This window comes from Oryzibacillus soli, assembly GCF_051594765.1.
Classification (GTDB): Bacteria; Bacillota; Bacilli; order Paenibacillales; family NBRC-103111; genus Paenibacillus_AR.
The window spans coordinates 246,117-267,769 of record NZ_JBPPGJ010000005.1; the positions used below are offsets into that span (position 1 = coordinate 246,117).

At 56.7% G+C, this 21,653-nt stretch carries 20 protein-coding genes; 17 read left to right on the top strand and 3 right to left on the bottom strand.

What is annotated here, in order from left to right; translation table 11 throughout:
• The first annotated feature begins 112 nt into the window (after nt 1–112).
• Together metH and rnz are read left to right on the top strand one after the other, a co-directional pair.
• Nucleotides 113–3,556 (top strand): methionine synthase, encoded by a 3,444-nt coding sequence (gene metH / locus ACSEXW_RS08850; protein WP_438445868.1) that lies wholly within the window; start codon nt 113–115, stop codon nt 3,554–3,556.
• Between the two features lie 25 nt (nt 3,557–3,581).
• Nucleotides 3,582–4,526 (top strand): ribonuclease Z, encoded by a 945-nt coding sequence (rnz, locus tag ACSEXW_RS08855; protein WP_438445766.1) that lies wholly within the window; start codon nt 3,582–3,584, stop codon nt 4,524–4,526.
• Nucleotides 4,527–4,575: 49 nt separating this feature from the next.
• Here rnz and tlp read toward each other — a convergent pair whose 3' ends face one another.
• The gene (tlp, locus tag ACSEXW_RS08860; RefSeq protein ID WP_438445767.1) at nt 4,576–4,803 is read right to left on the bottom strand and encodes a small acid-soluble spore protein Tlp; all 228 of its coding nucleotides are present in this window, start codon (nt 4,801–4,803) and stop codon (nt 4,576–4,578) included.
• 282 nt (nt 4,804–5,085) lie between these two features.
• Here tlp and murA point away from each other — a divergent pair, with 282 nt between their 5' ends.
• The 14 genes from murA (at nt 5,086) to ACSEXW_RS08930 (ending at nt 20,187) form a co-directional block, all read left to right on the top strand.
• Nucleotides 5,086–6,378, top strand: a complete 1,293-nt coding sequence (murA, locus tag ACSEXW_RS08865; RefSeq protein WP_438445869.1) for a UDP-N-acetylglucosamine 1-carboxyvinyltransferase — start codon at nt 5,086–5,088, stop codon at nt 6,376–6,378.
• 198 nt (nt 6,379–6,576) lie between these two features.
• Nucleotides 6,577–7,344 (top strand): GNAT family N-acetyltransferase, encoded by a 768-nt coding sequence (locus ACSEXW_RS08870; protein WP_438445768.1) that lies wholly within the window; start codon nt 6,577–6,579, stop codon nt 7,342–7,344.
• Nucleotides 7,345–7,386: 42 nt separating this feature from the next.
• The gene (locus tag ACSEXW_RS08875) at nt 7,387–8,319 is read left to right on the top strand and encodes a lysophospholipid acyltransferase family protein (RefSeq protein WP_438445769.1); all 933 of its coding nucleotides are present in this window, start codon (nt 7,387–7,389) and stop codon (nt 8,317–8,319) included.
• Between the two features lie 17 nt (nt 8,320–8,336).
• Complete coding sequence (locus ACSEXW_RS08880; protein WP_438445770.1) at nt 8,337–9,302, top strand: metal-dependent hydrolase; 966 nt, start codon at nt 8,337–8,339, stop codon at nt 9,300–9,302.
• 149 nt (nt 9,303–9,451) lie between these two features.
• Complete coding sequence (locus ACSEXW_RS08885) at nt 9,452–11,140, top strand: GspE/PulE family protein (RefSeq protein WP_438445870.1); 1,689 nt, start codon at nt 9,452–9,454, stop codon at nt 11,138–11,140.
• Between the two features lie 129 nt (nt 11,141–11,269).
• Nucleotides 11,270–12,313, top strand: coding sequence for a type IV pilus twitching motility protein PilT (locus ACSEXW_RS08890; RefSeq protein ID WP_438445771.1), 1,044 nt, complete (start codon nt 11,270–11,272; stop codon nt 12,311–12,313).
• 58 nt (nt 12,314–12,371) lie between these two features.
• Nucleotides 12,372–13,586, top strand: a complete 1,215-nt coding sequence (locus ACSEXW_RS08895; RefSeq protein ID WP_438445772.1) for a type II secretion system F family protein — start codon at nt 12,372–12,374, stop codon at nt 13,584–13,586.
• Nucleotides 13,587–13,637: 51 nt separating this feature from the next.
• On the top strand, nt 13,638–14,027 hold the full coding sequence (locus ACSEXW_RS08900; protein ID WP_438445773.1) for a competence type IV pilus major pilin ComGC: 390 nt from the start codon (nt 13,638–13,640) through the stop codon (nt 14,025–14,027).
• Between the two features lie 73 nt (nt 14,028–14,100).
• The gene (locus ACSEXW_RS08905) at nt 14,101–14,904 is read left to right on the top strand and encodes a prepilin peptidase (protein ID WP_438445774.1); all 804 of its coding nucleotides are present in this window, start codon (nt 14,101–14,103) and stop codon (nt 14,902–14,904) included.
• A 28-nt stretch (nt 14,905–14,932) separates the two neighbouring features.
• Entirely contained in the window at nt 14,933–16,135 is a 1,203-nt protein-coding gene (gene pilM, locus ACSEXW_RS08910; protein ID WP_438445775.1) for a type IV pilus biogenesis protein PilM, read from the top strand.
• Nucleotides 16,132–17,109 (top strand): PilN domain-containing protein, encoded by a 978-nt coding sequence (locus tag ACSEXW_RS08915; RefSeq protein ID WP_438445776.1) that lies wholly within the window; start codon nt 16,132–16,134, stop codon nt 17,107–17,109. The genes pilM and ACSEXW_RS08915 overlap by 4 nt, the downstream gene beginning before the upstream one ends.
• 18 nt (nt 17,110–17,127) lie before the next feature.
• On the top strand, nt 17,128–17,979 hold the full coding sequence (locus ACSEXW_RS08920) for a hypothetical protein (RefSeq protein WP_438445777.1): 852 nt from the start codon (nt 17,128–17,130) through the stop codon (nt 17,977–17,979).
• A gap of 31 nt (nt 17,980–18,010) precedes the next feature.
• Nucleotides 18,011–18,655 (top strand): stalk domain-containing protein, encoded by a 645-nt coding sequence (locus ACSEXW_RS08925; RefSeq protein ID WP_438445778.1) that lies wholly within the window; start codon nt 18,011–18,013, stop codon nt 18,653–18,655.
• Between the two features lie 32 nt (nt 18,656–18,687).
• Nucleotides 18,688–20,187: a hypothetical protein gene (locus ACSEXW_RS08930; RefSeq protein WP_438445779.1), complete on the top strand. Its 1,500-nt coding sequence runs from the start codon at nt 18,688–18,690 to the stop codon at nt 20,185–20,187.
• A 67-nt stretch (nt 20,188–20,254) separates the two neighbouring features.
• On the opposite strand, the gene ACSEXW_RS08935 is transcribed toward ACSEXW_RS08930, so the two are convergent.
• A complete protein-coding gene (locus tag ACSEXW_RS08935) occupies nt 20,255–20,806 on the bottom strand; it encodes a PulJ/GspJ family protein (protein ID WP_438445780.1) in 552 nt (183 codons plus the stop codon).
• Nucleotides 20,806–21,249 carry a prepilin-type N-terminal cleavage/methylation domain-containing protein gene (locus tag ACSEXW_RS08940; protein WP_438445781.1) on the bottom strand — a complete coding sequence of 148 codons (444 nt, stop codon included), beginning with the start codon at nt 21,247–21,249 and terminating at the stop codon, nt 20,806–20,808. Before ACSEXW_RS08940 ends, ACSEXW_RS08935 begins: the two co-directional genes overlap by 1 nt.
• Nucleotides 21,250–21,430: 181 nt before the next feature.
• Here ACSEXW_RS08940 and ACSEXW_RS08945 point away from each other — a divergent pair, with 181 nt between their 5' ends.
• Complete coding sequence (locus ACSEXW_RS08945) at nt 21,431–21,643, top strand: hypothetical protein (RefSeq protein ID WP_438445782.1); 213 nt, start codon at nt 21,431–21,433, stop codon at nt 21,641–21,643.
• The last annotated feature ends 10 nt before the right edge of the window (nt 21,644–21,653 follow it).

Consider the following 21,653-nt stretch of genomic DNA (forward strand, 5'->3'; position numbering starts at 1 on the left):
GGTAGGGATAATAATGGTCAAAGCTCTTTCAATATATAGCCACATTTGATACACTAGGTGGTAAATATTTCGAGAGATTCGAATGGTTTGGCGGAAGGGATGATGGAGAATGTTGACGAAGCAACCGTTGCAAGCTCGATTGAAGCAGAAAATTATGATCCTGGACGGCGCGATGGGCACCATGATCCAACAGGAAGATCTGACCGCAGCGGACTTTGGCGGCGAGGACCTGGAGGGCTGTAATGAGCAGCTGTGCGTCACTCGCCCCGATGTAATAAAGAAGATTCATGAAGCCTACCTGGAGGCTGGGGCGGATATCATCGAGACGAACACCTTCGGCACCACGTCCGTGGTTCTGGCCGAATACGGCCTGGAGCGCCAGGCCCGGGAGCTGAACCTGGCTGCGGCACGATTGGCCGTGGAGGCGGCGGCTAAGTTCAGCACACCCGAATGGCCGCGCTATGTTGCGGGCGCATTGGGACCGACCACGAAGACCCTGTCCGTAACCGGAGGCGTCACCTTCGACCAGCTGGTCGACAGCTACCACGAGCAAGCGCTGGCCTTAATCGAAGGAGGCGTGGATGCGCTGCTGCTCGAGACGTCCCAGGATACCTTGAACGTCAAAGCGGGAAGCATCGGCGTCCGGAAGGCCATGGAGGAGCTGGGCGTCCAGCTCCCGATCATGATCTCGGGGACCATCGAGCCCATGGGGACCACACTGGCCGGACAGAACATCGAATCATTCTACATCTCGCTGGAGCACCTGAACCCGGTGTCCATCGGTTTGAACTGCGCCACGGGACCGGAATTCATGCGCGACCATATCCGGACTCTGTCCCAGCTGGCCAAGACGGCCGTCAGCTGTTACCCGAACGCCGGTCTTCCGGATGAGAACGGCAAGTACCACGAATCGCCGGAGTCGCTGGCCAAGAAGCTGGCGGGCTTCGCTGAGCAGGGCTGGCTGAACGTCGCAGGCGGGTGCTGCGGTACTACGCCGGATCATATCCGAGCGATGGCCGAGACGCTGTCCCGCTATGCGCCCCGTGGCGAAGTCGGTGACCATCCGCCTGCCGTATCCGGCATCGAGACCGTCTATATCGAAGACGAGAACCGGCCGATTATGGTCGGGGAGCGGACGAACATCTCCGGCTCCCGGAAGTTTAAGCGGCTGATCAAGGAAGGCAAGTTCGAGGAAGGCTCGGAGATCGCCCGGAACCAGGTGAAGAACGGCGCTCATGTGGTAGACATCAACCTGCAGGACACGGAAATCGACGAGGCATATGCCATGGAGAACTTCCTCCAGCAGGTCGTGAAGAAGGTCAAGGCGCCGCTGATGATCGACTCCACCTATGATCACATCATCGAGCTGGGCTTGAAGTATTCCCAAGGCAAGGCCATCATCAACTCCATTAACCTGGAGGACGGCGAGAGCAAATTCCAGAGCATCGTGCCCTTGATCCACAGGTATGGGGCAGCGGTGGTCTGCATCCTCATCGACGAGCGGGGGCAGGCAGTATCGAGGGACGCCAAGATCGAGGTGGCGACCCGCGCATATGAGCTTCTGACCGGCAAATACGGGCTCAAGCCGGAGGATATCATCTTCGATCCGAACATGTTCCCCATCGGCTCCGGCGATCCCCAATACATCGGCTCCGCCGTGGAGACCATCGAGGGCATCAAGCTCATCAAGGCCAAATACCCGGCCTGCAAGACCATTCTGGGCCTCTCCAACATCTCCTTCGGCCTGCCGCCGGCAGGACGCGAGGTACTGAACTCCGTCTACCTGTACCACTGCACCAAGGCCGGACTGGATTACGCCATCGTCAACACGGAGACGCTGCAGCGGTACGCGTCCATTCCGGAGACGGAGAAGAAGCTGGCCGAGGATCTGATCTTCGATACGAACGACGATACGTTGGCTGCTTTCGTAGCCTTCTTCCGGGAGAAAAAAGTGGAGAAGGAGGTCAAGACCTCCAATCTGACCCTGGAGGAGCGGTTGGCTTCTTATGTGGTGGAGGGCACCAAGGAAGGCTTGTTTGCCGATCTGGACGAAGCGATGAAGACCTATTCGCCTCTCGGCATCATCAACGGGCCGCTTATGGCGGGTATGGAGGAGGTCGGCCGCCTCTTCAACAACAACGAGCTGATCGTAGCCGAGGTGCTGCAGAGCGCCGAGGTCATGAAGGCGTCGGTGTCGCACCTGGAGCCCCATATGGAGAAGAACGAATCCGCCGTCAAGGGAAAAATCATCCTCGCCACGGTGAAGGGCGACGTGCATGACATCGGCAAAAACCTGGTGGAGATCATTCTCTCCAACAATGGCTACCAGATCGTCAACCTGGGCATCAAGGTGCCGCCGGAGCAGCTGATCGAGGCGTACCGCAAGGAGAAGCCCGATGCCATCGGGCTGTCCGGCCTGCTGGTGAAGTCCGCCCAGCAGATGGTGGTGACCGCCCAGGACATGCGGAATGCCGGCATCGACGTGCCGATTCTCGTCGGAGGAGCGGCGCTGACCCGGAAGTTCACCAAGACCCGAATCGCGCCCGAGTATGACGGACTGGTTCTCTATGCGAAGGACGCCATGGACGGCCTCGACATTGCCAACAAGCTGAGCGACCCGGATCAGAGGGCTCTGATGGTGGAGGAGCTCCGCAAGGCCAAGGATTCCGACGTGGCTGAATCCGGCCGCCGGAGGGAGGAGCTGCCTGCCGCATCCCGCGCCAGAACCTCTAACATCAACCGGGAGCAGGCGGTGTTCACTCCTCCGGATCTGGATCGCCACGTCCTGCGGGATTATCCGGTGAGCCACTTGATTCCGTATGTCAATCACGAGATGCTGCTGGGCCATCACTTGGGCCTCCGCGGTTCCGTAGAGCAGGCGCTGAAGAACCAGGAGCCCAAGGCTGTAGAGCTGAAGGAAGTGGTGGACGGCATCTTAGGGGAAGCCCAAACCGAGGGCATCATCAAGGCCAACGGCATGTACCGGTTCTTCCCGGCCCAATCGGACGGCAACGACATTCTCGTATACGATCCCTCGGATCCGAGCAAAGTATTGGAAAGATTCTCATTCCCGCGGCAGGAAGTGGAGCCGTATCTGTGTCTGGCCGACTTCCTGAAGCCGGTGGAGAGCGGCGAGATGGACTATGTGGGCTTCCTGGTGGTAACGACAGGCGCCGGCGTCGGCGAGCGCTCCGCCCAATGGAGAGCCGCCGGAGACTACCTCCGTTCCCACGCCCTTCAGGCAACGGCGCTGGAGCTGGCGGAGGCCTTCGCAGAGCGGATCCATCACATCATGCGCGACGTCTGGGGGTATCCGGATCCGGCGGATATGACCATGAAGCAGCGCTTCGGCGCCCGCTACCAGGGGATCCGAGTATCCTTCGGCTATCCGGCCTGCCCGAATCTGGACGATCAGCAGCAGCTGTTCCGGCTGATGCAGCCGTCGGACATCGGCGTGGAGCTGACGGAGGGAAGCATGATGGACCCCGAGGCATCAGTGTCGGCCATGGTGTTCGCTCACCCGCAAGCCCAATATTTCAATGTGGAAAAGGTATAATGTCAGGTAAAGAAGGAATCGATCCATGGAGCTTTATTTCTTAGGCACCGGGGCGGGAATGCCGTCCCGGCGCCGCAATGTGACTTCAATCGCACTGAATCTGCTGGACGAGATCGGCAGCACCTGGTTGTTCGACTGCGGGGAAGGAACCCAGCAGCAGATTCTTCAATCTCCGGTCAAGTTGAGCCGGACGGATAAGATATTCATCACCCATCTTCACGGGGACCATCTGTATGGCATGCCGGGGCTGTTGACCAGCCGCTCTTATCAGGGCGGTGATTCGCCGCTGACAGTGTACGGGCCTCCCGGCATCCGGGAATTCATCGACACGGCGCTTCGCCTGAGCCAGGCCCGCCTGTCCTATGAGCTGGAGACGGTTGAGATCACGGAGGAGGGTCTTCTGTTCGAGGAGGAAGGCTTCCAAGTGTCCGTGAAGCGGCTGGAGCACCGAATCGAATGCTTCGGCTTCCGGATAGCCGAGAAGGTCAAGGAAGGCAAGCTGGACGCCGACAAGCTGAAAAGTCTGGGCGTACCAAGCGGGCCGATGTACGGCATGCTGAAAGCGGGAAAGCCGGTGACGCTGCCGGACGGATCCGTCGTAAGGAGCGAGGATGTGGTCGGCCCCTCCATTCCGGGCCGGATCGTCACCATCTTGGGGGATACGCTAAAGTCGAATGCAGCGCTGGAGCTGGCGTTGGATGCGGATCTGCTCGTGCACGAGGCGACCTTCGACGCGTACCGGGCGGAGATGGCCGCGCAGTTTCACCATTCTACCACGGTCGAAGCGGCCGAAACGGCCCGTGATGCAGGTGCGATAGCTCTGGTATTAACCCATATCAGCTCGCGTTACGGGGAAGAGGATGCGGAGATGCTGCTGGCGGAAGCGCGGGCGGTGTTTCCGAACGCCCATATGGCGGAGGATTTCTGGTCCATCCGGGTGCCTTACCGAGAAGGATTCCAACCCAAGTAGAAAAGCTGCCTGCCCCATCGATAGGGGAGGCAGCTTCTTTCATGGACTATCATTGCTGCCGCTGGTGCGCTGCTTCGTCTTTAATCTCTTCACGAAAGCCGGCGATGGACTCCCGGCGGTTGGCGTTTTTCTGCTTGATGTCGTTCAGCTCCGTGGTGCTGATCTCATCGGCGTGCTCGTCCAGGTATTCTTCGGCTTCGTCAAGATTTTTCAAGGTGTTCTGCACATTTTCCTGCAGCTTCCGCACATTGTCAGCGCGGTTGTCCGGCTTAGCCATGCTTCGTTTGCCTCCCAATAGAACCATTATTCGGGCTTGACGCCCAAGAAGTAATGTGACCTCCGGGCGATTCTTTTATGCGCCGGAGCAAGGTCGTGACGATCTCGTCACGGCTGAGCCGTTTTGTTGAAAAAAGATGAGAAAAGTACTCCCGGCTCATTGACGTAGGCTTTGTGAAAAGTTATAAATAAATATGTGAAAACTTACGTTGAACATACACCTGTAATGGTTAACGATATGAACTATTAATGCTACTCTGGACAGTAGGAGCCATAGATGAAGATGAAATGGATTCAAGTCGAATCGTCAGGCCCTCTGCACGGATCCGTGCGGATTCAAGGGTCGAAGAACAGCTCCCTGGCATTGATCGCGGCAGCCTGCATGGCGAGCGGTCCCGTTACGCTGACGGGGATTCCCGATATATTGGACATGAGAGTTATTCAAGACATCGTGACGGAGATCGGCGTCAAGATGGAGCGGCGGGAGGACGGATCCATCGTCGTAGATGCCGGAGGGATACATAACGCGACATTGGATATCCATAAGACCTCCGCTTACAGGGCTTCTTACTATTTCGTCGGGGCATTGCTTGCCCGGACCCGCAGCGTCACCATCGGCTACCCCGGTGGGGACAACTTTGTTTCGCGTCCGATTGATCAGCATTTTAAAGTGTTGAAGGCTATGGGGGCGGGCGTCGACTTTATGGAGGACCGGTACGTCGTGAAGGCGGAACGGCTTCAGGGTGCCTCCGTCTATTTCGATACCATCACATGCGGGGCCACCATTAACGCCATGCTGGCGGCGGTGCTGGCTGAGGGAAGAACGGAGCTGCGCAACGCCGCACAGGATCCTGAAGTAGTGGATACCGCCAATTTGCTGAATCGCATGGGAGCGCACATTACCGGTGCCGGTACGGATTTCATCCGGATCGAGGGCGTCAAGGAGCTGGGGGGCTGCACCTATGCCGTGATCCCGGATCGCTTGATTGCCGGAGCTTTTCTCATGACCGCTGGGATTACCGGGGGGACCGTTACCGTTGAAGACGTCATTCCGGAGCATCTGAACTCCTGCCTGTCGAAATTAAGAGAGATCGGATTGCCCATCGAGGTAACCGATTCCAGTATTACAGCATATGGGGGAGGTCCCCTTCGGGCGACTCGCGTCCGGACGGGCATGTATCCGCTCTTCGCCACCGATCTGCAGCAGCCCTTGACCGCCATGCTCTTAACCGCTCCAGGACGCAGCATCGTGTCCGACCGGATCTATCCGGAGCGCTTCAGCCACGTGCCTCAGCTCAGGCGAATGGGAGCCCAGATCGATGTGAGAAGCGGCTGCGCCTTTATTCGGGGCGGACGCCCGCTTCAAGGCAGTCATGTGCACGCCTCCGACGTCCGGGCCGGTACCTGCTTGATTATGGCCGGTCTGGCCGCAGAGGGGACGACCTATATCTCGGGTGTGGAGCACATCGAACGGGGTTACGAGGATGCCATCGGCATGTTCCGGTCCCTGGGAGCCAAGATTTCCTACATGAGCGAGCAAGAGCTGCCGGAGCTTCCGGCACTGCTGCGCTCCTAATAGGGTCGTCCATGAACGAACAAGCCTTTCCTGACCGCCATCCTGCGGAAGGGAAGGGCTTTTTTGTGTTCCCGATTCTCCGTGAAGTCTATAACCTCCACAAAACCTTAATAACACGAAAACGCCGCCTTAACGGTCCGATGCTACGCTATCCCTAGAATCACAGATCCTATTACTCCTGTGAGGAGCGTGGTATGGATGGCAGAAACCGCTGAAACATCGCTGCAGCCGCAGCCATTGGAGGTTCGGCTGGCCAAGGGGGCCGGGGAGCTGGAAGCCGCTTTCCGGTTGCGTTACGAGGTATTCGTGGAAGAAGAGAAAAATCTGGCGCTCCGCAATGCCTCCCGCTTGGAGACAGACGGGTACGACGCCTTCTGCGATCATCTCATCGTCAAGGATCTGGAGGCGGACCGTGTCGTCGGTACGTACCGGCTGTTGCCTGGGGACCGAGCGGAAGCGAACATCGGTTTTTATTCGGAGACCGAGTTCGATCTGACAGGCTTCCGTCAGCATATCCGGCATACGCTGGAGCTGGGGCGCAGCTGCATAGCCCCGGATTACCGGGGCGGCCGTGCCATCCAGCTCCTGTGGGAAGGAATCGCGCGCTACATCGCCGGCAGTCCTTACGATTTTCTCGTCGGCTGCGCCAGCGTGCATTTCCGGAACCGGGAGGATCTGTTGGAGACCGTATCTTTGCTTCGGCATAAGGGCATTATGACGGACCGGTACGGGATACAGCCACTGCCCACCCATCGGATTGAAGGTCTTGCGGAGGAGAGAACCGTAGCGGACGAGAAGGAAGCCTTCCGCAGGCTGCCTCCGCTCATGAAGGGCTATCAATGGCTCGGCGCCGAGATCGGAGGAGCCCCGGCCTATGACCCGGTGTTCGATACGGTCGATTTCTTCATTGTGCTCCAACAGGAGAAGATGTCCCGCCGGTACCGCCGGCATTTCTTGAACGGTTAAGAACGGAAGCGGATTCGTGTTCACTAAGAAGGAGGGCCGCTTATGTACGCTGGAATCGGCAAACTGACGGGAGCCGGGCCTTGGGGCCGGATCGGCCGCTGGGCGGCCCGCTCTCTGCCCGAAGCGGTTCTGTATACGGGACTCGAGCTGGCCGGCTTTCTCCTCCGTCTGGCCGTGCCCCGGCTGCACCGCCGCATTCTTACGAATATGGGGGTGGTCCTGCTGGAGCAAGGCTTGCGGCATGCCGATTTGAAGCGGATGGCCCGCAGCTATTGGACCCAGCTGACCGTCGCCATGTTCGAGCTCTTGTGTATGGCGGATGAGCTTCCGGCCCATGGCATGAGAAGAATCGCGGTCAACGGAGAGGAGCATTTGGACGAAGCGCTGGAGGAAGGGAAGGGGGCCATCATATATGCCCCCCATACCGGCAACTTTTTCTTCACCTATTGGCGTCTGTCCCAATCCTATGATTGTCTGGCCGTTGCGACGGCTGGAAGTGCGGAGCTGCGGCCGCTCTATCTTCGATTCCAGCAGCTGGGATGCAAGGGGCTGGATTACGACGCCACCCCGCCTCTGGAGCTGCTCCGCAGGCTGAAGTCCCATCTGGCGGGAGGGGGAGTAATCTTTCTCCTTGGCGATTTCTACCGGCCTACCTTCCCGGTATCCCGGTTGTTCGGACGTCTGACCCGGAGCCCGTCGGGAGCCGCGCAGTTGTCGCTGGAGCATGGGGTGCCCGTAGTACCCTGCTGCAGCTTCCGGGAAGGCCGTTTCCGCCACCGGGTGGAGCTGGGAAGGCCCATCCGTCTGTACGAGGCCTATGGCCGCAAGGAGAGGACGAAAGCGGCGGAGGAGCTGAACCGGGTGCTGGAGCAGGGCATCCTGCGCCATCCGGAGCAATGGTTCTATTGGTTCCAGAGCCACGAGCGGTGGCTGGCCGAATCCGCCGGCGCGTCGAAGGAAAGCTTGGTTCGATAAAAAGGAGGAGGCGTACCATGGATACCGGAAGCCACTTGTTATTCGGCGCCACGCTGGCCGGCTTGGCCTTCATGGATCCTGCGGTGGCAGGATCTCCCGAGCTGGCCCATGCCATCTTGGCCGGCACGCTGATCGGATCCCATGCACCAGACTTCGATGCGGTCACCAGGCTGTGGAGCTATGATCACTATATCCGTCATCACCGCGGCATCACCCATTCCCTTCCGGCCCTGCTGGTCTGGCCGGCGTTCATTTCGCTGCCGCTGGCGGGTCTGTATGACGTATGGGGCCAGATTGGGCATCTTTATTTTTGGGTGATGCTGGCGGTCGGCTTTCATGTGTTCCTGGATCTGTTCAACGCGTACGGCGTCCAATGCTTCCGTCCCTTCAGCCGCCGATGGTTTCACCTGGATATTCTCGCCTTGTATGAGCCGTTCCTCTTTCTCCTGCATACTGCCGGCTTGATCGTATGGTTGTCGGGCCAAGCCGAGCCGGGAGGCCTATTCCTCGGCATCTATGCGGGGACGTTCGTATACATCTTCGTCCGAGGGGTGCATCACGCAGCGGTTGTCCGGCGGGTGCGGCAGCATTTTGCGGAGGAGAGGGGAATCTGCCATGTGGTGCCGGGACTTCATTGGTTCCGATGGTCCTTCGTGGTGGAGACCGACCGCTGCTTCTATACGGGGCACGTCCGTTCCGGCAAGGTCACCCTTCACGATACGTATCCGAAGGATGGAGGGCATCCCGCGGCCCAGGCAACGTTGGGAACCAGAGGAGTCCGGGCCTTCCTGCATTTTGCCCAACGGGTGCATGTGAGGATCCTGGAGAGCCGGGACGGTTACCGGGTGGAATGGAGAGACATGCGCTTCTGGCACGACCATAAGCTGCCGTTCGGTGTGGATGTGCTGTTGGACCGGAATATGAATGTTGAGAAAGAGCATCTGGGCTGGAGCAAAAAAGCCTGGGATCCGCCCTATGTCTGATCCCCGCCCTATGCAGCCGCCATCGGAGGATGGCGGTTTTTTTGTGCGCCGCGACAAAGGTTGGCAGGCTCCATTCGTTTCCATTGACGGAATCGGTCAAGGGATGATTAAATGATCATATCAATGCTGGAAAATAGTTCATTAGAACCATTTTTTTTGTCGACGGGAGGATCGGTATGGCACCCCGCAAACGGATCGGGGACCTGCTGGTGGAAGCAGGTCTTATCTCGGAAGAGCAGCTGCAGAATGCGCTGAAGGAACAGAAGGAACTAAAGATGCGCCTTGGCGACGTGCTGATCACGCGCCATTACATTACGGAGCAGCAGCTGATCGAGGTGCTGGAGTTCCAGCTCGGTATTCCCCACGTCCAGCTGTACCGCCAGAAGATCGATACGAAGATCATCAACATCATCCCCCAGCGGCTTGCGGAGCAGCATCAGGTGCTTCCGCTGCGGACCGAAGGCAACAAGCTGATCCTGGCTATGGCGGATCCCCTCGATTATTACGCCATCGACGAGCTTCGCATGTCCACGGGCTACCGGATTGAACCTGCCATCGCCTCCAAGGACGAGCTGCAGCGGGCGATCAAGCGGTATTACGGCCTCCAGGAGACCGTCGAGCAGATCATGCAGAACCTGGGCTCCCGCGAGGAGGAGGAGAAGCCGCAGCAGGCGGATGAGGACTCCCCGGTCGTCAAGACAGTGAACCAGATCATTCTGCAAGCGGTTCAGATCGGCGCTTCCGACATTCACTTCGACCCGCAGGAGGACAGCCTTCGGATCCGATACCGGGTGGACGGGGTCATGCGGACGGAGCGTACGCTGCCGCCACACATGCAGAGCGTCATCATTGCCCGCATCAAGGTCATGGCTAATCTGAACGTGGCCGAGCGCCGCCTGCCCCAGGACGGACGGGTGGAGATGGATGTGGAGTTCCGCAAGGTCGACATCCGGATCTCGACGCTGCCGACCGTTCACGGCGAGAAGGTGGTCATGCGGATACTGGACTTGTCCACTTCTCTGACGGACGTGGAGAAGCTGGGGTTCACCGAGCACAATCTCCGGCTCTTCCTGAGAGGGATCTACAGTCCCCATGGCATCGTGTTCATCACGGGACCGACGGGAAGCGGGAAGACCACGACGCTCTATTCGGCCTTGGCCAAGCTGAACAGCGATGAAGTCAACATCATTACGGTAGAGGATCCGGTAGAGTACCAGCTCCAGAACATCAACCAGGTTCAGGTGAATCCGGTGACGGGGCTGACCTTCGCCAGAGGGCTTCGCTCGATTCTGCGCCAGGATCCCAACATTGTGATGGTGGGGGAGATCCGGGACGCGGAGACGGCGGAGATCGCCATCCGGGCGGCTATGACGGGCCACCTGGTCTTAAGCACCCTGCACAGCAACTCAGCCGTCAATTCGGTCACCCGCCTGATCGATATGGGAATCGAGCCGTTCCTCGTCTCATCCTCCCTTACGACGGTGGTTGCGCAGCGTCTCGTCCGGAAGGTATGCCCCTCCTGCGCGGCGGAGACGGATCCGACGGAGGAGGAACGCAAGCTGCTGGAGGAGCACGGGATCGCGCCGGGTAAGCTGAGAAAGGGAAGAGGCTGCGCCGATTGCGGCAGAAGCGGTTATCGGGGCAGGCTGGCCATTCAAGAAGTGCTGGCCGTGGACGATACGCTCCGTACCATGATTCTGCAGCGCCGGTCGGACAGCGAATATCTGCAATATGCCCGGTCTATCGGGCTTCGTCCCATGATTGACGACGGGATGCTGAAGGCGGCGGCGGGATTGACGACGATCAGCGAGGTGTACCGGGTCACAAGCTCGCACTAGGGAACATTGTCAAATCCAGGTAGTTCTAATTGACTATAATTTTATACAAATATGTCGTTGATTTATGTATAATGAAGGAGACATCGTCCGTTTATATGCAGGTATATTTTCCTATGCGAGGTGACAGGGTTGACCATCATCGATTTGTTGAAGCTGGCGCACGAGCGTAAAGCTTCGGATATCCATCTGACCGTGAACGCTCCCGCTATGCTCAGGATTCATGGCGACCTAAAGCCGGTGGGCGACTCTGTCCTGACCCCGCCCGATACCTTGGCGATGGCCAAGGATCTGATGACCACGGCCCAATACGAGACCTTCATGGAGACGGGGGACTTGGACTTTTCCTACGGCATTCCGAACGTCTCGCGGTACCGGGTGAATATCTACCGTCAGAAGGGCCAGGTGAGCCTGACCATCCGGTTGATTCCTTCCCGGATTCCGGCCATGGAGGAACTGGGTCTGCCGGCCATAGCCGAGGAATTCGCCAAGAAGCCCCAAGGACTGGTTCTGGTGACGGGGCCGACGGGCAGCGGCAAGTCGACGACGCTGGCGGCGATGGTGGACTACATCAACCGCAGCCGTCACGATCACATCATTACGCTGGAGGACCCGGTCGAGTTCGTACATAACCACAAATCCTGCATCGTGAACCAGCGCGAAGTGGGCAATGACACGATGTCCTTTTCCACAGGCCTTCGGGCGGCGCTCCGGCAGGACCCGGATGTGATTCTGGTCGGCGAGATGCGGGACCTGGAGACCATCAGCATCGCCATCACGGCAGCGGAGACCGGCCACCTGGTATTCGGCACTCTTCATACGGCGGATGCGCCCCAGACCATTGACCGGATCATCGACGTGTTTCCGACGGAGGCTCAGCAGCAGATTCGCGTGCAGCTGGCGTCCGTGCTGCTGGGCGTGATGGCGCAACGGCTGCTGCCGACTGCAGACGGCCAGGGGAGGGTGGCGGCCATCGAGGTGTTGGTGAACACCCCGGCCATCGCCAACCTGATCCGTTCCGAGAAGGTGCATCAGATTCGCTCCGCCATGCAGACGGGGAAGAGCACCGGCATGCAGACCATGGATATGGCCCTGCGCGAGCTGCTGCAGCAGCGCATCATTTCTGTGGAGACGGCGAAGGAAGCCATGTTCGGCTTCAGCGAGCTTCAAGCGTAATCACAAGCCGTACACACGTTAGGCGTAAGCGTGCATGACACAACCGGAGTTGAGGGAAATGCCGAAGTTCAAGTATGTAGCGGTGGACGATTACGGTCGATTGAAGCGAGGATCGCTGGAGGCTCAGAGCTTTCAGGTCGCCATGGATGAGCTGAAGGGCAAGGGCTTGTGGATCATGGACCTGCTCGATCTCTCCCAGAGCTTGTTCCATCGGGAGATGAAGCTGGGGGGAGGACCCAGGATCAAGACCCAGCACTTTACGGTGTTCTGCCGGCAGCTGTCCAGTCTCTACAAAGCGGGCATCAACATGGTGGACGCCGTCCGGACGCTCAGCGAGCAGACAGAGAGCAAGCCCTTCAAGAAGATTCTGGGAGAGATTGCGGAAGAGATGCAGCGGGGCAATCAATTCTCGGCGGCGGCTTCCCGGTATCCGACCATATTTTCCACCATCTTCATCAATATGGTTCGAGCCGGAGAGGCCAGCGGCAACCTGGACGAGATGCTTCATCGTCTGGCCATATTCTACGAGAAGGAATACTACACCCGGGAGAAGGTCAAGTCCGCCATGGTGTATCCGATCATCATGGGGATCTTCACGGTCATCGTGTGCATCATCCTGATGATGTTCGTGGTGCCGAAGTTGGTGGCGAACTTTGAAACGATGGGACTGGAGCTTCCACTCCCGACAATAATTGTGATAGCTATTTCCAGGTGGATGAAAGTAAATTGGTTCTTTGTCGTAATAGCAGTATTTGTTCCAGGATTTCTCCTTAAAATGATCCGAAGATTTGAGAGAGGAGCTTATATTTTGGATCTTCTCAAATTAAAGCTTCCGGTCTTTGGATTATTGTATCATAAGCAAGCTCTATCAAGGTTCAGCCGTACTTTTTGCTCCTTATTTGCAGCGGCTGTGCCCATGCTTCAAATGATGTCCATAGTTTCGACCGTCGTTGGGAACGAGGTCATGGCTAAGCTCATTAGAGAATCGAGAGAATCGGTACGAGGCGGGCATTCCATTGCGGATCCTTTCCGAAATTCTTGGTTGTTCCCGCCCATGGTTGTTCAAATGCTGGCGGTAGGAGAACGCACTGGCTCCATGGACACAATGCTGGAAAAAGTTGCGGATTTCTATGAAGCCGACGTGGATCAGATGGCAGATCGGTTGAAGGCCATGTTGGAACCGATCATGATCTTAGTTCTAGCCGCCATTGTGGGGACTATTGTGTTGGCCGTCATGCTGCCGTCATTCAAGTTGATTGCCGGACTGCATTAATCCTAGGTTTTAAGGATCTTAAAACATAATTATTTCATGGAGGAGATTCACATGTCCCAGAGTTTGATGCGGAAGAGAATGAGATTGGCTAAGAATCAAAAAGGGATGACTTTGATCGAGTTGATGGCTGTCGTCGTGATCATCGGTATTCTTGCTGCTGTAGCCGGTACAGCGGTGATGAACAGCTTCCAAAAGGCCAAGGATAATACGGATGATGCAACCGAACGGATGATTAGAAATGCAGCGACACGTTATGTCATGGATCATCCGGAATTTACCGGGACCTCTTTAACGGTCAAAACGGATCTCGTTGGTAATGGTTACATTGAGGATGTTCCGAGAAACCAAAATGATGGAAAATATTACTCCACCGTCACAGTGACCAAAAGCGGAAGCAACTGGACATTTGAACCAACCCACACTGCCACTTCAAAACCGTAATAACTTCCACCCGAAAGGTAACTCCTTACCGAGTTACCTTTCTTTCACACTCTCTGCCGATAAAGGAGCTCCCATGAATACCATCATACAGGCGTTTCAAGTATCCCCAGCATATTTTTACACCATGATCACCATTCTGGGGCTTCTGATCGGCAGCTTCCTGAACGTGGTGGCAATCCGGGTGCCGAAAGGGATGTCCGTGGTGCACCCGCCTTCCCACTGTACGAGCTGCGGGCACCAGTTAGGACCGCTGGACCTGATACCAGTATTTAACTGGTTCTTCAGCAGAGGGAAATGCAGGTACTGCGGCGAAGCCTATTCTGTTCAATATACCGTATGGGAAGCGATGACGGGACTGCTTTTTCTGCTCACGGCCGTAACACTAGGCCCAGTGCCCGAGCTGATCGCGGGACTGGTTCTGGTGTCCATCCTGATCACGATCGTCCAGACGGATCTTCGATACATGCTGATTCCGAACCGAATCCTGGTCTTCGGATTGGGTTCGGGAGTTCTGCTTCGCATCGGGATTCATCCGCTGCCGGTGTGGGATTACGCCCTTGCCTTCCTCATCGGAGGCGGGCTGCTGTACCTCCTGGCCTGGTTGGGCGAAGTCTTCCTGAAGAAGGAAAGCATGGGTGGCGGGGACATTAAGCTCATGGCCGTACTGGGACTTTTTGTGGGAATGAAGGGAGTAATCCTGACCCTGTTCCTGGGAAGCGTCATCGGATTATTCCTGAGCTTCATTCTAATCGTATTCCGTCGACTGAAGACCGATCAGTTCATTCCATTCGGGCCGTATCTGGCCGCCGGGGCTTGGGTCGCCTACTTGTGGGGAGATTCCTTGCTGCATCTGTATATCAACCTGTTTATTCACTAGCCGCACCGAAGGAGTGGATCCACCCCAAATGGCCATGATGACCCACTTGCTTAGCGCGTTTACGAAAGGACAACCTTTTTTGGGTCTGGAGTTCACCGATACTTGCTTGAAGATTGCCGAGATCCAGGTCAAGAGCGGCGGCAAGCCTGTTCTGACCCGCATGGTTATGGAAAAGCTGCCTCCCGACACCATACTGGACGGGAAAATCAAGAATCCCTTGGAGCTGCACCGTCTGCTGCAGCAGGTGATGAAATGGAACGACTTTGCCACGGCAAAGGTACACTTCGTCGTTCCCAGTTCGACCATCATGGTCCGTTATCTGAAGCTTCCGAATGTGGCGGACAAAGCGATGAAGAAAATAGTGGAATTTGAAGTGAAGCATAATATCCATCTTCCTTTTGAACAACCGTATTTTGACTACGTCAACATGAGTGCGGATCAACGGACGACCCTCTCTCAGGCCAAAGGCAAAAACAAGCGCAGCACCCAAGCGCCTGATAGGACGGATACGCCATTGGCTTGGAAAGAAGCGGCCCCTGCAGCGGCAGGGGATTCTCATACATTCAAGACGGCTGATGATCTGTTCCGTGACCTGGAGGAGGAACAGCAGGAGGAGGAGGCGCCTAAGGCGGATGTCCTCCTCGTTGCGGCCCCCGGGGAGCTGGTGGATGAATATGCGTCCCTGCTCCGGGAGTGCGGACTGAAGCCAGCCAGTGCGGAGATCAAGGCATTGTCCTTGTTCCGGATGCTGTCCCATGCGGAGCCGGAATGGATGCGGGACACCGTCTTAACGGTGGACTTGAACGATACCTCGGCGGACATCAGCATTTTCCACGAAGGTCATCTCAAAATCACGCGGAACGTGCTGATCCAATTCCCAATGGGCGAATCGTCCAAGACACAGCAGGAAGAGGACTTGAGCTTCTTGTCCTTCACGGACCCGGATGCAGACTTCAAGCAAGCCTGCGGTGATCTTGCCCACGAATTGGAGCGTCTGATGAACTTTTACCGGTATACGCTGAATAACCGCTCCCAGGAATTCCACACCACTGTGCTGACCGGGGATCCAGATCGTCTGCCTGAGATCTCAGAGTACTTGGCTGACCGGTTGAACCAAAAGGTGATCCAGCCCCGTATGGACTGGCTGGAAACGTCGAACCGTCTGGAAGCGGGAATCTTAGCTAAGCTGGCGGTTCCGATCGGACTGGGCTTGAGGGGGAATGAACGGTGATCCGATCCATTAACTTGCTGCCCCGAATCCCGTTCGCCAAGCAATATTACGGACTGCTTATGGGAACGGTAGCTGCGGTGACCGTCGCCGGATGTGCGGGAATGATCTACTATCACGTGCATACATCCCAGAATGTTCAAGCCAAGGATGAGCTCAAAGCCAAGCTGGAGTCCCAGGTTGCCGTATTGAGGAAGGAAAGAATCGTGGACACGCGCTCGGCCCAATACCAAGCGTTCGTGAAGGATCTGGACAAAGTGAAGGCCGCACGTAAGGACTGGCTGCCGGTTTTTCAGGTCTTGACCTCGCAGCTTCCTGTAACGAGCCGGATTCAGACCATGTCTTCCGATGCCAAAGGCAAGGTGAAGCTGGAGTTACAGATGAAGACTCTGGAGGACGTGAGCGGATATATCGTATTGCTGCAGAAATCGTCCTTGTTCCAAACTGTAACCGCCCAGAGCATCAAGGCTACGTCGTTCGTTCCGTCGGCACCCGACAACAAAACGGTGATCTCTTCGTCCATTGGGTCGGGGTCCGCCTGGCCCACAGCCGGCTCATTCTCAACAGGAGGCGCAAGTGCAGGGTCAGGGGAGAGCAGCGCGGTGACGACGGATCAATATCTGCAGCTGTTTAACAAGCCGAGCGGAGCCAACACCAATCCGACAGAGTCCGATCAACTCTTGGAGGAGCTGGACTGGATGGTGAATAATCAGTTGAGCCAACAGCTGCATGGCATTCCGGTGCCGAAGGCGACTCCTGCACCAACCTCCGGGCCGGCTGCTCCGTCCGGAGGCCCCATCACGCAGCAGGATGTAGAGATCGCCCGTAAAAAGCTGGAGGCCTTGAAGAAGGTCACCGTTACAGAGTCTGCCGCCACGAACGCTCCAGCGGGCGGAGCGGCCGTTCCCACTACTACTCCTGCGCAGCCTTCAACACAGCTCTATTCCGTTGTGTTGGAGCTTCAGTGCAAGCCCTAGATAAAGGAGAACAACCCTATGAAGCTGAAGCTGGATCCCGCGTCTCTTCCATGGCTGCGCAGTCCGGCCGTCCAAATATCCGCTGCAGGCGCTGCGGGCCTGATTCTGCTGGTGCTCAGCGCCGTGATCTGGGTGGCCCCGCAGCAGGAGCTTCTGGACGGAATCGACCAAGATATCCGTCAGCTCCAAGCGACGAAGGGGCAGGTCGAGAACATTCCCGTGCCGGTCAAGGCCACGAAGGAGCAGTTGATACAAGCCCTGGAGCAGGTTCCGAACCAGGAGGAATCCGCCCGGTTGGTGAGTATGCTGAAGGCGTCCGCAGAGCAATCCAAGGTGAGCTTAACCTCCATCGTGTTCGGAATACCGGAGGCGGACTCCAAAGACAAGCTGGAGGATCTGATCACCAAAGCCTCCCAAGTTGAGCAGGCGAACGCAGCTTCCCCATCTCCAGGGATGCAGCCAGCACCGACGCCGGTGCCGACAGCGGCAGCGTCCCCGAAGGTCGTCCTGCCTTTTCCGGAGAGTCCGCTGGAGGTTGAGGTGAGCGGATTGTATGGGCAAACGATGGATTTCCTCGGGAAGCTGTATCAACAGCCAAGGATTCTTCAAGTGAAGGAATGGGCCATGTCTCCCGTCAACCGGGCGGCCCAAGGGTCCGGTAAATCAACGGTTTCCACCACGCCGAATCCCCATTCCACCCCTACGCAAGCAGGAGAAGTACCGGTAACCTTGAAGCTGAAGCTGGCGGCCTATACATCTCCCCAATACACTGGGAAGCTGACGGAGCTGCCCGTTCTGGAAGCATCGCCCGGTTCGCAGCGCAAGGACCCGACCTGGTCCGACGCCATGATGTGGGAGTTAAACCAATAGAAGGTCCAATTCACTTGCAGGAGAGTGCCTGATGAGAAAAAAACTGCTACTGGGTGTTGCAGCAGGGCTGCTGTTGTTCGGCACGGCGGCCTACGCAGGGGATGGCTATTCCAAGATCGAGGTGTATTTCAAGAAGATCAACATCGCATTGAATGGGCAGGCCGCCGAGCTGTCGAAGGATTCCATTCTGTACAACGGCTCGGTCTACGTACCGCTTCGCAGCATGGGTGAGATGCTGGATGCGGAAGTAAGCTGGGATGACGAGAACCAGACGGTCCACTTGGACTTCCTGAAGGACCGCAGCGGTGAAGCGTATCAGGCCTCGACACAAGGGCTCTATCAATACATCGCCATGGAGCAGAATCGGATCTTAAGCGAGATGGTGAGGGATTTTAAAGCCGAGGATATGGATTCGATGAAACAGGTGGTTGCAGACTACGGCTCTCTTCGGGATATGGCTTCGAGCTTGGGCGACAAGGAAATGTCACTGTCCTTCGACAAGATGAGGGCTGCCGTCGAGCTCTTGCGGAGCGGGTGGGCAGCCAAGAAGGTGGATGATTATTCCCTGGCTTGGACCATCTATTATACGAATGCTACCGAAGTGAACACCAGCCTGAAGGCCAAGGTATCGGGAAAAACCAACTTCACCTTCCAAGTTAATAAGGTGAATAATTAATAACATGAATTAAAAAAAGGGAGGTAGAGCATATGAAGCTTCGTCTGATCCGTAACGAGCGGGGGGCTGCGCTGCTCTATGTCCTTTTTGCTTTTGCCATCCTGCTGGTATTCGTACCGGTGATGCTGAACATGACTACGGACAAGGCGCTGCGGAACAAGACGGACCAGAATAAGAAGCTGGTGGAAAGCGTCGCTTTGACCGGCCTGGAGTCGCTGATCGGTTACTTGAACCCGTATACGAACCAGACGGGCCGGGGAGGTCACTTCAAAGCCTTCGGAGGCTGGACCGACGATAAATATGTCCGAATCGTACTTCCCGAAGGGGAGACCGTCTACTATCGGCAGCGAATCTGCGAAGACAAGGCCTGCAGCGTTCCCGTGTCGCATACGGGGACGCTGTCCAAGGAGATCTATTATGCGGAATTCCGCGCTATAGTCGGGGACAGCAACGGGAACCATGACCGGGATTCCAACGAGCCCTATTACCGCGAGAAGAAGATGGTTTATGCCATTAACGTGAAGGAAGGCGGCGCAGCGCTGCCGGCGGGGATTTATCCGGACCAGCGGATTCCGACGCTGGAGAAGGTCATCTATGGCGGGGAGCTGGATACGCAAGGCGGCAGGGATCAATCCTTCTTCTCGAACAAGACAGTGCAGCAATTCGTCTCCAAAGAAATGAACCGTCAGGAGACGCTCACGACCACGGCCGTCAGCAATTATTGGAGCAGTCCGAGTCGGCTGACCTGCCGGGATGGCTGCACCAAGGCGGATATCGATGCGCTGGTTCAATCCTCTTCGGGCTCACCCGCGATCATCCATGTGAAGAATATTGATACGACCGATTCCAGTAAGTTTCCCTTGACGAACGGGGCGCTGACCTTCCACTACAGCAAGCCGATCGTGCTGATGGTTGATAATCTGAGGCTGGAGAATACGAAGATGAACGTGTACGGCGATCTCATCGTGATGCAGAACGTATCTGAGCTTCGGAATCAGAACGGATTCTTTGTTTATGATGTCGACGGGGCCTACGGCAACCTGATCTTTTATAACAAGAATCCGTCAACGGGGGCCTATAATACGGTCTCGACGGGGTCGCAGACCGACTTCTATGCGGTGAACAAACTGTATTCTAGCGGGGACATCTACTGCCGCAATAATTGTGTCTTCGGGTTGAAGAGCAACAATACGGTTATCGCGAAGATCAAGGAGATCGTCATTCAAGGAGCATTGAATGTTGATACTCAAGCGGATCTCTTAGGAATGGGGAACGTTCTGTTGGGCTCGTTCTATGCCAAGAACAATGCAACCATTATGGCAGATGCGGGGGATCTGTTCGTGGAGAACAGCTTCCATGCAGACACCCAACTGGATGTCACTACCTTAGGGGTGGTGGCGGTCGGCGGTTCCATCGATTTGAAGAACAATTACACCTTCAATACGGGAAACAGTACGTCCCTGCATTTAACGGATTCCACCTCGGGCGGTTCTGGAGGGGAGCCGGTGAACTGGAATCCCACCCGTCAGTAGCACTTCGATAGAAAAGCCCATTCCCGGACTTAGCCGAGAATGGGCTTTATTAATGGAAAGGACCATGTTAATAATCCTTCAACAGCTTGATCCGAAGCGTATGGGTTTCTCCGCCGTCCTTGGCCACCGTCGCACCGAAAGTGGTTACCCGGCTGGGGCTGAACTTCAAAAGAATATTCACCAGCTGGCCATCATTCAGCTTCGTCCCGCTGGACAAGGGAGATCCGGTCGGCAGGGCGGCCACCGCCGAAGGGGCCTGGGCCATAATCGAGGAGAGCTCCGAGCTGCCGGTCACCGTCAGGGAGGCGTTCAGGGTCCTTCGGGTCAGCTTATGGTCCGAGGTGTAGACGTATGACGTATAGGTGCCGGAGGAATGCTTGCAGCGAAGCTCATTCGCCAGCACCTCCAGCTCCCGGCAATCCGACAAGGTGGAGGTCATATCATTCAGAACCATGCTGACGGCGCTGTCATCCGAGAAGGATTGTTTGGAGTTGCCCCACCCGCTATAGATGGAGGAGACCAAGAGAGTAGCCCCGCCCAGCACGAGGGATAGGATGGCAGTCGCCGCCATCACCTCCAGCAGCGTCATGCCTCGGTCGTTCTTCAGCAGCTTTCGCATCAGCTTCCCTCCCAGGATACAGTGACAGTCAGCCATTCCGGCACCAGCACGCCGCTTTGATTTTTCACCAGGTACATGGATTGCAGGGATCGTTGGGTGTTGCCCGGAACCGGTGAGGCCAGGTTCAATGCGGTTGAGGAATCCGTGCTGTATGCGCTTCGGGTGATCTTGTACGTATACGTGCGGCTGTTGTAGGTTTCCGTTCCGGTGAGCGGGTTGATGCTGACGTTGTATTTGGCCGGTGTGCTGCCGGCCATGAGTGCGCTGCGTACTTCATTCGTAATGCCTTCGGCCAGATTCAGAGCCTCGACGGATCGGTCGTACTTGCGCTCCGAGGCGAAGAGATAGTTGGATATATTCGTGAAGGAGACCACCAGAATCCCGAGGATGACGACGGCGGCCATCACCTCGATCAGGGTCATGCCTTTTTGGCTCCGCAGCATGTGCTTGTCCTCCAAACGTGTTTGCCTACTGTAATATTACCACGCAAAGCGGAGTTTTTCTTCTATTAGGTGTGAAAAAACGTCTGGATCCCGACATGGAAAATACCGGAATCGGCCATGCATCATTTTACCAAGGACGGATACAATAACCTAGGCAAAAACAGTGGAGGTGCATAGGATTATGAACATCACCAAGGAAGAGCTGGAGCTGATCGAGCAGGCTCTGCAGACGGCTATCGCAGCGGAGAGCAATGACGATCAGATCCGCAGCTATCGGAACGTGCTGAAGCGGCTGCACGCAGACCGTAGCGGCGGACCGCAGCCGGGGTTCGGCATGATGCTGGAGGACGGGTTCCGGTACGATTACGACGATGCTTCTGATTTGCGGGGCTGACGGAGAGTAG